The following is a 13,164-nucleotide window of genomic DNA, read 5'->3' on the forward strand; positions in this document are numbered from 1 at the left end:
ACGCCAGAAGAGTTTTGTCGGCCGCTCTTACTGCACGCGCTGCCAGGTTTGCGTGCGCCAGAAGGGCCCCAGGTAGCCGCGCACTTCCAGCTTGGCGCCGCCATCGATGGGCGTGAAGCTGGCGCGGTATTCCTTGCCGTTCTCGGGGTCGAGGATCCTGCCGCCTTCCCACACGTCCTTGCCCTCGGCCTTCCTGCCGCCGCGGATGATCTCCAGCCCGGCGATGGGCTGGCCCTTGCGGTCGTCGGTGCATTCCTGGCACGCGGCATCGGGCTGGGTGTCCTTCTTCAGCGACTTCTCGATGCGGCCCGTCAGCGCGCCGCCCGACTCGGTGATGCGGATCTCGGCCTTGGCCTCGCCGCTCTTGTCGTCGATGCTGCGCCACGTCCCCACGGGAGACATCTGGGCCCAGGAGGGCAGCGCGGCGGCTGCCAGTGCGATAGCCAACAAAGCGTTTTTCATGGCGGCATCCCTGTGGTGGGGTTGGATGGAATGGAAGGCCGGGGGCGGCCGGATCAGGCCAGTGCGGCGTCGGTGTCCATGAGCGGCTTGGAGCCTGCGCGCGCGGTGCGCATCAGCGTCGCCGTCTCGGGGAACAGCTTGGCGAAGTAGAAGCGCGCCGTCTGCAGCTTGGCCTGGTAGAAGGGATCGGTGTTGCCGGAGGCGATCTCCCGCACGGCCACCTGGGCCATGCGTGCGAACATGTAGCCGAACACCAGATGGCCCGCCACGCGCAGGTAGTCCACGGCCGCGGCGCCCACCTCGTCGGGGTTCTGGAAGCCCTTGAAGCCGATCTCGGTGGTGAACTTGGTCATCTGGTCGCCCAGGTAGGCGATCGGGTTGATGAACTCGGCCATCTTCTCGTTCACGCCCTCTTCCTCGACCAGCTTGCCCACGAGCTTGCCGAATTTCTTCAGCGTGGCGCCGTTGTTGCCCAGGATCTTGCGGCCCAGCAGGTCCAGCGACTGGATCGTGTTGGTGCCCTCGTAGATCATGTTGATGCGGTTGTCGCGCACGAACTGCTCCATGCCCCATTCCTTGATGAAGCCGTGGCCGCCGAAGACCTGCATGCACGCGTTCGTGGCGATGTGGCCGTTGTCGGTGATGAAGGCCTTCACGATGGGCGTGAGCAGCGCGACGAGTTCATCGCTGTCCTTGCGCACCTTCTCGTCGGGATGGCTGTGCGCCTTGTCCAGCAGCAGCGTGCAGTAGATCTGCAGCGCGCGGGCGCCCTCGGCGTAGGCCTTGGCCGTCAGCAGCATCTTGCGCACGTCGGGGTGCACGATGATCGGATCGGCTTCCTTGTCCTTGGCCTTGGTGCCCGAGAGGCTGCGCATCTGGATGCGGTCCTTGGCGTAGGCCAGCGCGTTCTGGAAGGCCACTTCGGTCAGGCCCAGCGACTGGTTGCCCACGCCCAGGCGCGCGGCGTTCATCATCACGAACATGGCGGCCAGGCCCTTGTGCGGCTGGCCCACCAGCGTGCCGATGGCGCCGTCGATCGAGATCTGCGCCGTGGCGTTGCCGTGGATGCCCATCTTGTGCTCCAGGCCGGTGCAGTAGATCGGGTTGCGCTCGCCCAGCGAGCCGTCGGCGTTGACTTGGTACTTGGGCACCACGAACAGGCTGATGCCCTTGCTGCCCTTGGGCGCGTCCGGCAGGCGGCCCAGCACCAGGTGCACGATGTTCTCGGTGAAATCGTGCTCGCCCGCGCTGATGAAGATCTTGTTGCCGGTGAGTTTGTAGGTGCCCTCGGGCGCGCCGGCCACGGGCTCGGCCCGGGTGCGCAGCAGGCCCAGGTCGGTGCCGCAATGGGGCTCGGTGAGGCACATCGTGCCGGTCCATTCGCCGCTGGTGAGCTTGGGCAGGTAGAGCTTCTTCTGCTCCTCGGTGCCGTGCGCATGCAGCGCCTCGTAGGCACCGTGCGACAGGCCCGGGTACATGGTCCAGGCCTGGTTCGCGCTGTTGAGCATCTCGTAGAGGCACTGGTTCAGCACGAACGGCAGGCCCTGGCCGCCGTACTCCGTCTCGCACGACAGCGCCGCCCAGCCGCCTTCCACATACTGCGCATAGGCTTCCTTGAAGCCCTTGGGCGTGGTCACTTCGTGCGTGGCCTTGTCCAGCGTGCAGCCCTCCTCGTCACCGCTCATGTTGAGCGGGAAGGCGACGCCCGCGGCGAACTTGCCGGCTTCCTCCAGCACCGCATTCACCGTGTCGGCATCCACATCCTCGTGGCGGGGAATCGCCTTGAATTCCTCCGTGACGCGGAAAACCTCGTGGAGGACGAATTGCATGTCGCGCAGGGGGGGCGTGTAGGTCGGCATGGGATGGGCTCCTTGTTCGGTGCGTTGGATGGTGGATGCGTAGGCGAAAAAGACGGAAAGCGGAAAACGTTCAGCCGGCCGGCCGGGCGGCATAGCGGGCGAGGATGTTGTCGAAGCCGGCGTTGGCGCGGTCGATGGAGCCGGGCGTGCGCAGGAAGCGCGCTTCGTAATGCAGCGCGAGGATGAGGCCGTGGATCTCGAACAGCATCTGCTCCGAATCCACGTCGGCATGCACCTCGCCCAGTTCCTTGCACTGGTCGATGGCGCGCTTCATGGCGGCATGCCAGGTCAGGACGGAATTCGCGAGCGCATCGCGCACGGGGCCGGTGCGGTCGTCGAACTCCACCGCGCCGCTGATGTAGATGCAGCCCGAATCGATCTCGATCGAGGTGCGCTTCATCCAGTTGTCGAAGAGCGCGCGCAGCCGCGGCAGGCCCCGCTCCGCCGACATGGCGGGGTAGAACACTTCCTGCTCGAACCGCGTGTGGTATTCGCGCACCACGGAAATCTGCAGTTCCTCGCGCGAACCGAAGTGCGCGAACACGCCCGACTTGCTCATGCCGGTCACGTCGGCCAGCGCGCCGATGGACAGGCCCTCCAGACCGATGTGCGTGGCCAGCCCGAGGGCCGCATCCACGATGGCCGCCTTGGTCTGCTGGCCCTTCTGCAGCGCGCGGCCCTCCCGCGAGGCGGCGGGGCGGGCGGATTTGGTGGAAGACATGGGCAGGACGGGCACGGAGGGCACGAAATAAAACGAACGATCGTGCTATTTTGCAGCAAAAGCGGGGCGGCACGCCAGTCCCGGCCGCGCCGGGCGCAGGGTTTCAGGGTAAACACCGAGATGGGCGCCGGCCGGCCGCGCAGGGGCCGTGGCGCGCAGGCCGGAAAGGCCTCAGAGCAGCAGCGCGAGCGTGGCGTCGAGGTGTTCGGTCGGCGGGCGGCGCAGGCCGCCGCGTGCGTAGCGCTGCAGCCGGCCGCGCACGAGATCGCACAGCGCCGCGGCGCGCACCTGGGCATCGGCCATGGGGGTGGCCGAACCGGCCGCCTCGGCCGCGGGCCGCAGGCATTGGCGCAGGGTGGATTCGATCTTGTCGAAGAACTGGCCCATGCGCTGCTGCAGGCGCTCGTGCTCGAACACGAGCGCATCGCCCACCATCACGCGCACCATGCCGGGGTTGCGCTCGCCGAACTGCAGCACCATGGCGACCACGCGGGCGGCCCGGTGCGCGCCGTCGGCGGGCGTACCCTCCCCGGCCTCGGGCGCGCCGCGCTCCATGATCTGCCCCACCAGCGAGAACACCGACTGCTCGATGAAGTCGATCAGCCCCTCGAACATCTGCGCCTTGCTCGCGAAATGCCGGTAGAGCGCCGCCTCGCTGACCTCCAGCCGCGCCGCCAGGGCCGCCGTGGTGATGCGCTCGGCACCCGGCTGCTCGAGCATCGAAGCCAGCGCCTGCAGGATCTGCGTGCGCCGCTCGCCCGGCTTGGGCCTGCGGCGCGCGGGCGGCGCGGCCGCAGCGTCGGCAGCTGCCGCGGCAGCGTCGGGAAGGGTCTGGGCGGACTCGGTCATGGCCATGAATGTATGCAAATGATTCTCGCACACTGACCTCCACGGACCCCTGGGCCACGCCCGCCTCAGGGCCGCCCTGCCGCCAGCAACACGCCGACCCGCAAACCCCGCCCTCCGGAGCCCGCCAGCAGGCGCAGGGAACCACCGTGCCGGCGGGCGATCTCGTCGGCGATGGCCAAACCCAGGCCCGTGCCCTCGCCTTCTGCGCCCGGAAGCCGGTAGAACCGCTGCAGCACCCGGGCGCGCTCCGATTCCGCGATGCCGGGACCGTCGTCCTCCACCTCCAGCAAGGCGCACGGCCCCGCGCCTCCCATGAAGACCATCCGGCAGCGCAGCGTCACGCTGCCGCCCTCCGGCGTGTACTTGATCGCGTTGTCCACGAGGTTGGAGAGCAGTTCGCGCAGCAGCCAGCCATGGCCCGTCGCCTCGGCGGGCGCGGCCTCCAGGCCCAGGTCCAGCCCCTTGGCCGTCGCGGCGTCCAGGAAATCCTCCAGGATGCCTTCGCAGAGCGCCTTCAGGTCCACCTGCTGCATCGGCTGCCCCTCCAGGCTGCCGGCGTCGGCCCGCGACAGCGCCAGCAACTGGTGCGCGAGCTTGGACGTCCGGCGGGCCGCCCGGCGCAACCCTTCGATCTCCTGCACGCCCAGCACGATGGAGCCCGGGGCGGCGCGCGCCTCGGCAGAGCCCGGGTCCGGCGGCAGCGGCTGCGCACCGGGCGTGCGCCGGCCGGCAGCCCGCGCCGCCAGCGCCCAGGCCTCCACCTGCGCCTGCAGGCCCGCGAGCGGGGTGCGCAATTGGTGCGCGGCGTCCGCCACGAAGCGGCGCTGGCCCTCGGTCTGCTCGTTCACCAACGCGAACAGGCGGTTGAGCGAATGCACCAGCGGCCGCACCTCGGCGGGCGACGTGCCCTCGGGAATCGGGCTCAGGTCGCGCGGGGAACGCCGCTCGACGGCCTCCGCCAGGTCGACCAGCGGCTTGAACGCCTGCCGCACCGCCCAGTGGATCGCCAGACCCGCCGCCGCGATGAGCACGAGGTTGGGCAGCAGCACGCGCAGCAGCACCTGCTGGCCCCACTGCTGCCGGGGATCGGAGCCGTCGGCCAATGCCACCACCAGCTCTCCGGCCCCCGTGCGCGTGCGCTGCACCGCCACGCGGTAGACGACGCTGTCGTGCTCGGTGCTGTGGAACTCGGGGTCATGGGTGAGCGGCACGGCGCTGTACACCCAGTGGTCGCCCAGCAGGATGCGGCCCGAGAGATCCTGCACGCTGTAGCCCGCGTAACCCGCGTTCTGCCGCAGGAACTCCTCCACCGGCGGCGCGAGCAGCAGCAGCGGCGGCTCGCCCTCGCGCCGCGGCGCGGCGACCACCGAATCGGCGAGTGCCGGCAGCAGGCGCAGCAGGCGCTGGTCGTGCCGGCCCGCGGCCTCGTCGGCGGAGCGGTAGTCCAGCCAGGCGCCCATCAGCGCGAGCACGCACAGCGGCAGCACCAGGAAGAGCAGCAGCCGGTTGCGCAGGGCGGACGTCATGGGCGGAGGGTTCGGATCGGCCGGGAGTGGATGGCTTGGCGGCCGGATGGCGAACGAACTGTGGGCGAGCGCCGCGCAATCCCGGTCAGGCGCCCGGCGCGGGAGCGCTCAGTTCGAGCCGGTAGCCGAAGCCCCGGATGGAACGCAGCGCCACGCCGCCGGGCTCGAGCTTGCCGCGCAGGCGCGACACGTACACCTCCACGGCATTGGGCGTGATCTCCTTGTCCCACCCGGTCAGCGCCTGCACCAGCTTGTCCTTGCTGGCGGGCTTGGGCGCGTGGATCAGCAGGTACTCCAGCACGGTCCATTCGCGCGGGCCCAGCTCGATCGTCTGCCGCACGTCCGGCCCGCCCGCCGCATCCGGCGTGCGCAGGCTCGCGCGCCGCGCGGCGGTGTCCAGCTCCAGCGGCCCGAAACTCAGCACCGCGGTGGTCGCGGCCTGGGACCGGCGCAGCAGCGCGCGCAGGCGCGCCAGCAGTTCGGGCAACTCGTACGGCTTCACCATGTAGTCGTCGGCCCCGAGGTCCAGCCCCTGCACGCGGTCGTGTAGCGCGTCGCGCGCGGTGAGGATCAGCACCGGCATCGACGGATGGGCCATGTCCGGCTGGCGCAGGCAGCGGGTCAGCTCGAGCCCGTCCATGCCCGGCAGGCCGATGTCGATGATGGCCGCGTCGAAGGTTTCGCTGCGCAGCACCTCTTCGGCCCGCTCGCCGCTGCCGACCCAGTCCACCGCGTAGCCGGCGTCGTTCAGCCCGAGCTTGATGCCGCTCGCGAGCATCACGTCGTCCTCGACCAGCAGCAGCCGCATGCTCTCTCTGCCCTTCGCGCGCCGGCCGGCGGATCAGTGGCTGCGGATCATCGTTCCGTAGGCCTGCTCGGTCAGGATCTCTAGCAGCATCGCGTGCGGCACGCGGCCGTCCACGATGTGGACCGAGTTCACCCCGCTCTTGGCCGCGTCGATCGCGCCCGCCAGCTTGGGCAGCATGCCGCCGGAGATCGTTCCGTCGTTCACGAGCTCGTCGATCTCCCGCGCGGTCAGCTCGGTGATGAGCTCGCCCGCCTTGTTCAGCACGCCGGGAATGTTGGTGAGCATCATGAGCTTCTCGGCCTTGAGCACCGAGGCCAGCTTGCTCGCCACCACGTCGGCGTTGATGTTGTAGCTCTCGTTCTCCTCGCCGAAGCCCAGCGGGCTGATCACGGGGATGAACGCGTCGTCCTGCAGCGCCTTCACCACGCTCGGGTCGATGGAGACGATGTCGCCCACCTGGCCGATGTCGTGCTCCTTGGCCGGATCGTCCTTGTCCGCCAGCTTCAGCTTGCGCGCCCGGATCAGGCCGCCGTCGCGCCCCGTCAGGCCCACGGCCTTGCCGCCGGCCTGGTTGATCAGGCCCACGATGTCCTGCTGCACCTCGCCGGCCAGCACCCATTCGACCACTTCCATCGTCTCGGCATCGGTCACCCGCATGCCCTGGACGAACTGCCCCTGCTTGCCGAGCCGCTTGAGCGCCGTCTCGATCTGCGGCCCGCCGCCGTGCACCACCACCGGATTCATGCCCACCAGCTTGAGCAGGACCACGTCCTCGGCGAAGTCGGCCTGCAGCGCCGGATCGGTCATGGCATTGCCGCCGTACTTGATGACGATGGTCTTGCCGTGGAACTTGCGGATGTAGGGCAGAGCCTGAGCCAGGATCTCGGCCTTGTCCCTGGGGGCGATGGATTGCAGATCGGTCATGGAGCGCTCGACGTGAAAGACAGGGGGCACGGAATGGAGAGATGCGCATTGTGCCCGCTCCGCGGGGCACTTCGGCGCGGCGGCGGCGCCCTTCCGTCTCCGGCGGCCTCTCAGGACGCGCCCGGGAAGTTCAGTGCTTCAGCCAGAGGGGCACCTTGAACCGCACGATCGCCAGGTAGGCGGTCACGTAGGTCAGGCCGAACAGGCCGCAGAACACCATCAGCACGGGCGTATTGCTCCAGAACAGCACCGCCGGCACCACGGTGAGCATGGTGAAGCCCCACAGATAGGGCGACGTGCGGTTGTTGCGCATCAGCACCCGCCGCGATTCGTCGTCGTGGAACACGCCGCGCACGATGCGCCGGTAGATCAGCTGGTGGAAGTGCAGCGCATCCGCCACGCCCGGCGACACGCCGCGCGCGAGTTTCCGGTAACTGGAAAACAGCGTTTCCCAGACCGGGTACATCAGCAGCAGCATCGGGAACCAGGGCGACACCTCGTGGTTGCGCTGCACCAGCGCGATGCTGCTGAGCGCGATCATCACGCCCCAGATATAGGCGCCGCTGTCGCCCGCGAACAGCATGCCGCGCGGGTAGTTCCACACCAGGAAACCCATGGTCGCGGCCGCGGTGCAGATCAGCAGCGACGCCAGCGCGCGGTCTCCCACCTGCAGGCTCACGTGCGCCAGCGCCAGGCAGACGATCAGCGCGACCATGCCGGCGAGGCCGTTGTAGCCGTCGATGATGTTGAAGGCATGCGGCAGGCCCGCGACGGCCAGCACCACGATGCACATGCCCAGCCACGGCATCTCGACCAGGTAGGCGTCCAGCCACGGGAGCCCGAGCCGCGATACGTTCATGTTCAGCACCATGAGCGCGATGCCGCCCGACAGCGCGGTGAGCATCAGCCGGAAACGCACGGGCAGGCGCTGCGTCATGTCCTCGGCCATGCCGCCGAGTGCCGCCGGAATCAGGCAGGCCATCCACCAGCCCACCCAGTTGCCGAGCCGCAGCGAGCCGGGATCGCCCCACAGCAGCGACTGCAGGGCCCCGAGCGCCCAGCTGGCCGCCATGCCCGCCAGCAGGGCCGCGCCCCCGAGCCGCGGCACGTCGCCCATGTGGAACCGCTGCGGCATGGCCGCGCTGTAGTTCGCGGCATGGCCTCGTCCCCATCGGACGATGCAGGCGGCGCACAGCGCCGTTGCCAGAAAGCTGACCAGAGACAACCAGATCATGGGGCGCCGATCCTACGCGGTTCGGCCGTATCCGAACGCAACAAAGACCGCGCCTGGTGATACGCGGGCGACGTCCACAGCGTCAGGAGGCTGCGCACGTGCCAAGCCAGGTGTGCCAGGCGGCGCCGGCTGGCGCGCTGCCCGACATGCGCGACGCGGACCGGCGCCTTGGCGAGCGTCCTGCCGCGCAGCCGCAGCCGCAGGCAGAGGTCCACGTCCTCGCAATACATGAAGTAGCGCTCGTCGAAGCCGCCCAGCGCGCTCCACACCGGCCCGGGAAAGAGGAGGAAAGCGGCATTCACCCAGTCGGTGCGGCGCTCCGCCTGCCGCAGGACCCGGCGGCGCCACAGGGCCGACGGCGTGGGCAGCTCCCGCTCGGCATCCTGCGGAACGCCGTGGCCGTCCACCTGCTCGGGGTAGGCGCAGCCGACGCCCCGCTCCGACGCGGCACGGCGCAGGGCCGGGAACGGGTCCGCGTCCAGGAATGCGATGTCGGGATTGACCACCGCGACGAACGGCTCCTGAGCCCCCGCGAGCGCGCGGTTGTGGTTGGCGCCGAAGCCCAGGGGCCGGGCGTTGCGCCGGATGTCCAGAACGAACGGCCAGCCGCCCGGAGGCTCGGGCGGTGGGGGTTCGGGGATGTTGAATGTCAGCACCACGCGGGTCACGCTGCCCCTGCAGAGGCGTGCCATGCCATGGAGCATGGCGTGCAGGAGCGGGCCATGGCCATGGCTGACGACGGATACCGCCAAGCCGTCCGCCGCGTGGGAAAGGGATGTCATCAACCGCGTATTGTCGTCTGTCCCGGCCGACACCCCTGTAGGAGGATGCTCACGCGACTCTCCGGGAGCGCTGTGACCGTCCCGTCATAATCCGTGGATGACCCAAACCATTGAGGATCTGCACGTCTATCTCCGCAGCATACGGCCCGACGAGCGCACCTCCCTTTCCGTTCTCGCAGACCAGATCCGGGAGGGCGCCACCCTGCTCGACCTGGGCTGCGGCAGTGGTGCGCTGGGCCAGTACCTGGCCGAAACCCGCGGTGCCGTCAGCGACGGCGTGACGTGGAGCGAGGCCGAAGCGGCCCATGCACGCCCCCATTACCGCCGCGTGGCGGTCGAGGACCTCGAGACCTGCGATCTCGTTACCCTTTTTACCGGCCAGCGCTACGACTATATCGTGTGCGCCGACGTGCTGGAGCATCTGCGCCGCCCGGAACAGATCCTGGACCAGTGCCGGGAGCTTCTCGCGCCCGAAGGCCGGCTGCTGATTTCCGTGCCGAATGCCGGCTACTGCGGCCTGGTGGCCGAACTGCTGCAGGGTGAATTCCGCTACCGCGAGGAAGGTCTGCTCGACCGCACCCACCTCCGGTTCTTCACGCGGCGATCGCTCGCCCGCTTCCTCGGCGAGCACCGCTGGAGCGTCGACGAGATCGACACCGTCCAGCGCGAAATCACCGAGTCCGAATTCGAGGACGCGTTCGACCGCCTGCCCCCCGCCGTGGCCCGGCACCTGCTGACCGCGCCGGACTCCCTGGCCTACCAGTTCATCGGCCGCGCCCGCCCCGCGGCGCAACCGGTGGCCAACGATCCGGGGCCGGAGACCGGCCCGGCGCGGGCGGCGTTCACCGCCCAGCTCTACTGCGGCACGGCACAGGGGTTCGCGGAAGACCGCAAGCTCACGGCCCGCGGCACGATCGGCGAACCGCACCAGACGATCCGTTTCGCACTGCCCTCTTCCGCCAGCGATCCCGTCACGCGCCTGCGCTTCGACCCGGCGGACCGGCCCGGCTTCCTGCACCTGCATGCCATCACCCTCCGGGCGCCGGACGGCAGCGCAGCATGGACCTGGCGGGCCGATGCGGCATCGCGCCCGCTGCTGGCGGACGTGCCGCAGCAGCAGATCGCCTGGAACGCCCAGGCCCTGCCCGCGGCGGCGGCGTCCAGCCTGCTGCTGCTCACGGGCGAGGACCCGTGGCTGGAATTGCCGGTCCCGCCGGAAGCCCTGGCCACGGCCACGGGCGGCACCGAGGGGGCCTGCCTGGAAGTGGAAATGGGCTGGCCGATGTCGGCCGACTACCTCGCCCTCTCGGGGGCCGTGCGGCCGTTGCAGGACCGGATCGCGCAATTGGGCGACGAGCACCACGCCACCCAGGTGCGGATGAATGCCGAGCTGGATGCCGCCCGCGCTGCCTGGGCGGCGGAGAGGGCGGCGATGGAGGGCTGGAACCGGACGCTCGAGCACGAACGCACGGCCCTGCAGCAGGACCACGACACCGTGCTGCGGCAACGCAACGAACTGCAGCAGCAGTCGTCCCACTCGCTGCGCGACATCGTCCGGCTGCAGCACGAACTGGGCTGCATGCGCCGCGACTTCAACTCCCTGTCCGATCACCTGCGGACCATCGAAAGCTCCACCGTGTTCCGAGCGACGCGCCCCATCGTCCACGCCAAGATGCGCATCGACCGCCTGCTGGGACGCGCCCCGCAACCCATCGCACAACCCGCCTACGTCCCGACGCCCGTGGCTCCGCCGTCGCACCCCGTCGACGTGATCGTCCCCGTGTACCGCGGCCTCGCCGACACGCAGCTCTGCATCGAATCGGTGCTGGCCAGCGGCTGCCGCACGCCCTGGCGCCTCGTCGTCATCAACGATTGCAGCCCCGAGCCCGAGGTCACGGCCTGGCTGCGGGAGCGCGCCGCGGGCGAAGACCACATCCTGCTGCTGGAGAACGCCGAGAACCTGGGCTTCGTCGGCACGGTGAACCGCGGCATGGCGCTCAGCGACAGCCACGACGTGCTGCTGCTCAACAGCGACACGGAAGTGGCCAACGACTGGCTCGACCGCATCCGCCAGGCGGCGTACGGCGATGAGAAGGTCGCGTCCGTCACGCCGTTTTCCAACAACGCCACGATCTGCAGCTACCCGCTCTTCTGCAAGGACAACGACCTGCCGGCCGGCTACGACACCGCGCGCCTGGATGCGCTGTGTGCCCGCACCAACCCCGGCGTGGTGGTCGACGTTCCGACGGGCGTGGGCTTTTGCATGTACATCCGCCGCGACTGCCTGCGGCAGGTCGGCCTGTTCGACACCGAGCACTTCGGCAAGGGCTACGGCGAAGAGAACGACTTCTGCCAGCGCGCCCAGGCCGCCGGCTGGCGCAACCTGCACCTGCTCGACACGTTCGTGCTGCACACGGGGGGCGTGAGCTTCGGCGACAGCAAGAGCCCGCGCGAACTGGCCGCCATGGAAACGCTGCGGCGCCTGCACCCGAGCTACGACCGCGACGTGCACGCATTCGTGCAGGCCGATCCGGCCCAGCCCTACCGCCTCGCGCTGGACGCCGCCCGCATCGCGGAAACCGGCACGCGCGTGGTGCTCGCGGTGCTGCACGACCGCGCCGGCGGCACGGTGCGGCACGTGCGCGAACTGGCGGCCCACCTGGCAGGCCAGGCGCAGTTCCTGACCCTCGCGCCCGCGCACGGACGCAGCGTGCGCTTGCGCATGGCGGGCGAAAACGAGGGCTTCGCCCTGACCTTCCGGCTGGACGACCAGTACGACGACCTCATCGAGACACTGCGCCGCCTGGGGGTCTGCCACGTGCACTACCACCATCTGCTGGGCCACGGGCAGGAGGTCCGCAACCTGCCCCACCTGCTGGGCGTGCCCTACGACTTCACCGCCCACGATTACTACAGCTACTGCACGCACATCACCCTGACCGGTACCGGCCACCGCTACGTCGGCGAAGCGGGCCCCGGCCAGTGCCAGTGCTGCCCGCCGCAGTCGCAGGCCCCGACGGGCGTGACCGTCGCGGAATGGCGGCAGGCCAATGCCCGCCTGCTGAGCGGAGCCCGCCACGTGCTCGCGCCCAGCCGGGATGCCGCTCAGCGCATCGCCGCCTTCGCTCCCCTGGCCCGCGTCCACGCCGTGCCGCACACCGACATGCCGGACTCCGCGGAGCTGCCGCTGCCCGCGCCTGCGCCGCTCGCCGCCGGCCGGCGCCTGAAAGTGGTGGTGATCGGCGCACTCAGCACCATCAAGGGCGCCGACGTGCTCGAAGCCGTCGCCGTCGAGGCGGCGCGGCGCAATGCGCCCGTCGACTTCCACCTCATCGGCTACGGCTACCGCAGCCTGCAGACGCAGCCGCGCGCGCGCCTCACGGTGCATGGCGAATACAGCGACAAGGACCTGCCGCAGCTGCTGCAGTGGCTCGAACCGGACCTGGTGTGGTTCCCCGCCCAGTGGCCCGAAACCTACAGCTACACGCTGAGCGCCGCCCTGCTCGCAGGCCTGCCGGTGGCCGTGCCCGACATTGGCGCGTTCCGCGAGCGGATCGCCGGCCGGCCGTGGAGCTGGGTGCTGCCGTGGGATGCCACGGCGGCCGGGTGGCTCGGCTGGTTCGATCAGGTGCGCACCGCGCACTTCGCCACGGGCGCAGCACCCGCGCTGGCGGAATCGCAGCCGGCGGCCCTGCCCGGCGACGTGCCGTCCGCTCCCTTCCGCTACGACGGCGACTACCTGGCGGACATTCCCGCGGCCGCACCGGCGCAGCCCCTGTCCGCACTGGAGCTGCAGCGCTATCTGCCGCAGGAGACGCCCGCGGCCGCCGCGAAATCGGGCCTGCTCTCGGCCGTGGTGTACCTGCGGTCCCTGCCGATGCTGCGCGGCGTCGCGCGCAGGATTCCCTCCCACTGGCAGCGCCGCGTCAAGAACTGGCTGCAGGCCTGACGCGACCGCCCGGGCGGCATCGGCCGACTGGCGGTCCGGCCTGGGCCGGG

10 protein-coding genes are annotated in these 13,164 nt (G+C 69.9%); 1 reads left to right on the forward strand and 9 read right to left on the reverse strand.

Annotated elements, in window-relative coordinates; translation table 11 throughout:
* Nucleotides 1–27: 27 nt before the first annotated feature.
* The 9 genes from Q9R47_RS13080 to Q9R47_RS13120 form a co-directional block, all read right to left on the reverse strand.
* Nucleotides 28–462 (reverse strand): DUF2147 domain-containing protein, encoded by a 435-nt coding sequence (locus tag Q9R47_RS13080; protein WP_311233635.1) that lies wholly within the window; start codon nucleotides 460–462, stop codon nucleotides 28–30.
* Between the two features lie 53 nt (nucleotides 463–515).
* The gene (locus tag Q9R47_RS13085; protein ID WP_311233636.1) at nucleotides 516–2,321 is read right to left on the reverse strand and encodes an acyl-CoA dehydrogenase C-terminal domain-containing protein; all 1,806 of its coding nucleotides are present in this window, start codon (nucleotides 2,319–2,321) and stop codon (nucleotides 516–518) included.
* Between the two features lie 70 nt (nucleotides 2,322–2,391).
* Nucleotides 2,392–3,042 (reverse strand): TetR/AcrR family transcriptional regulator, encoded by a 651-nt coding sequence (locus Q9R47_RS13090; RefSeq protein ID WP_311233637.1) that lies wholly within the window; start codon nucleotides 3,040–3,042, stop codon nucleotides 2,392–2,394.
* A gap of 171 nt (nucleotides 3,043–3,213) precedes the next feature.
* Entirely contained in the window at nucleotides 3,214–3,891 is a 678-nt protein-coding gene (gene slmA / locus Q9R47_RS13095; RefSeq protein ID WP_311233638.1) for a nucleoid occlusion factor SlmA, read from the reverse strand.
* 65 nt (nucleotides 3,892–3,956) lie between these two features.
* On the reverse strand, nucleotides 3,957–5,417 hold the full coding sequence (locus Q9R47_RS13100; RefSeq protein ID WP_311233639.1) for an ATP-binding protein: 1,461 nt from the start codon (nucleotides 5,415–5,417) through the stop codon (nucleotides 3,957–3,959).
* Nucleotides 5,418–5,502: 85 nt separating this feature from the next.
* A complete protein-coding gene (locus Q9R47_RS13105) occupies nucleotides 5,503–6,225 on the reverse strand; it encodes a response regulator transcription factor (RefSeq protein ID WP_311233640.1) in 723 nt (240 codons plus the stop codon).
* 33 nt (nucleotides 6,226–6,258) lie between these two features.
* Nucleotides 6,259–7,149 (reverse strand): acetylglutamate kinase, encoded by an 891-nt coding sequence (gene argB / locus Q9R47_RS13110; protein ID WP_311233641.1) that lies wholly within the window; start codon nucleotides 7,147–7,149, stop codon nucleotides 6,259–6,261.
* A 130-nt stretch (nucleotides 7,150–7,279) separates the two neighbouring features.
* Nucleotides 7,280–8,383 carry a glycosyltransferase gene (locus tag Q9R47_RS13115; protein ID WP_311233642.1) on the reverse strand — a complete coding sequence of 368 codons (1,104 nt, stop codon included), beginning with the start codon at nucleotides 8,381–8,383 and terminating at the stop codon, nucleotides 7,280–7,282.
* Nucleotides 8,380–9,087 (reverse strand): glycosyl transferase, encoded by a 708-nt coding sequence (locus Q9R47_RS13120; RefSeq protein ID WP_404977145.1) that lies wholly within the window; start codon nucleotides 9,085–9,087, stop codon nucleotides 8,380–8,382. Before Q9R47_RS13120 ends, Q9R47_RS13115 begins: the two co-directional genes overlap by 4 nt.
* A gap of 175 nt (nucleotides 9,088–9,262) precedes the next feature.
* On the opposite strand from Q9R47_RS13120, the gene Q9R47_RS13125 reads away from it, so the two are divergent.
* Nucleotides 9,263–13,114 (forward strand): methyltransferase domain-containing protein, encoded by a 3,852-nt coding sequence (locus Q9R47_RS13125; protein WP_311233644.1) that lies wholly within the window; start codon nucleotides 9,263–9,265, stop codon nucleotides 13,112–13,114.
* Nucleotides 13,115–13,164 lie beyond the last annotated feature (50 nt).

The organism is Acidovorax sp. PRC11, from assembly GCF_031844105.1.
GTDB lineage: Bacteria > Pseudomonadota > Gammaproteobacteria > Burkholderiales > Burkholderiaceae_C > Paracidovorax.

What these genes read in the sequence shown, in the direction of transcription:
- Q9R47_RS13080 (WP_311233635.1), bottom strand. Translation starts at nt 462, where the DNA reads ATGAAAAACGCTTTGTTGGCTATCGCACTGGCAGCCGCCGCGCTGCCC.
- Q9R47_RS13085 (WP_311233636.1), bottom strand. Translation starts at nt 2,321, where the DNA reads ATGCCGACCTACACGCCCCCCCTGCGCGACATGCAATTCGTCCTCCAC.
- Q9R47_RS13090 (WP_311233637.1), bottom strand. Translation starts at nt 3,042, where the DNA reads ATGTCTTCCACCAAATCCGCCCGCCCCGCCGCCTCGCGGGAGGGCCGC.
- slmA (WP_311233638.1), bottom strand. Translation starts at nt 3,891, where the DNA reads ATGACCGAGTCCGCCCAGACCCTTCCCGACGCTGCCGCGGCAGCTGCC.
- Q9R47_RS13100 (WP_311233639.1), bottom strand. Translation starts at nt 5,417, where the DNA reads ATGACGTCCGCCCTGCGCAACCGGCTGCTGCTCTTCCTGGTGCTGCCG.
- Q9R47_RS13105 (WP_311233640.1), bottom strand. Translation starts at nt 6,225, where the DNA reads ATGCGGCTGCTGCTGGTCGAGGACGACGTGATGCTCGCGAGCGGCATC.
- argB (WP_311233641.1), bottom strand. Translation starts at nt 7,149, where the DNA reads ATGACCGATCTGCAATCCATCGCCCCCAGGGACAAGGCCGAGATCCTG.
- Q9R47_RS13115 (WP_311233642.1), bottom strand. Translation starts at nt 8,383, where the DNA reads ATGATCTGGTTGTCTCTGGTCAGCTTTCTGGCAACGGCGCTGTGCGCC.
- Q9R47_RS13120 (WP_404977145.1), bottom strand. Translation starts at nt 9,087, where the DNA reads ATGCTCCATGGCATGGCACGCCTCTGCAGGGGCAGCGTGACCCGCGTG.
- Q9R47_RS13125 (WP_311233644.1), top strand. Translation starts at nt 9,263, where the DNA reads ATGACCCAAACCATTGAGGATCTGCACGTCTATCTCCGCAGCATACGG.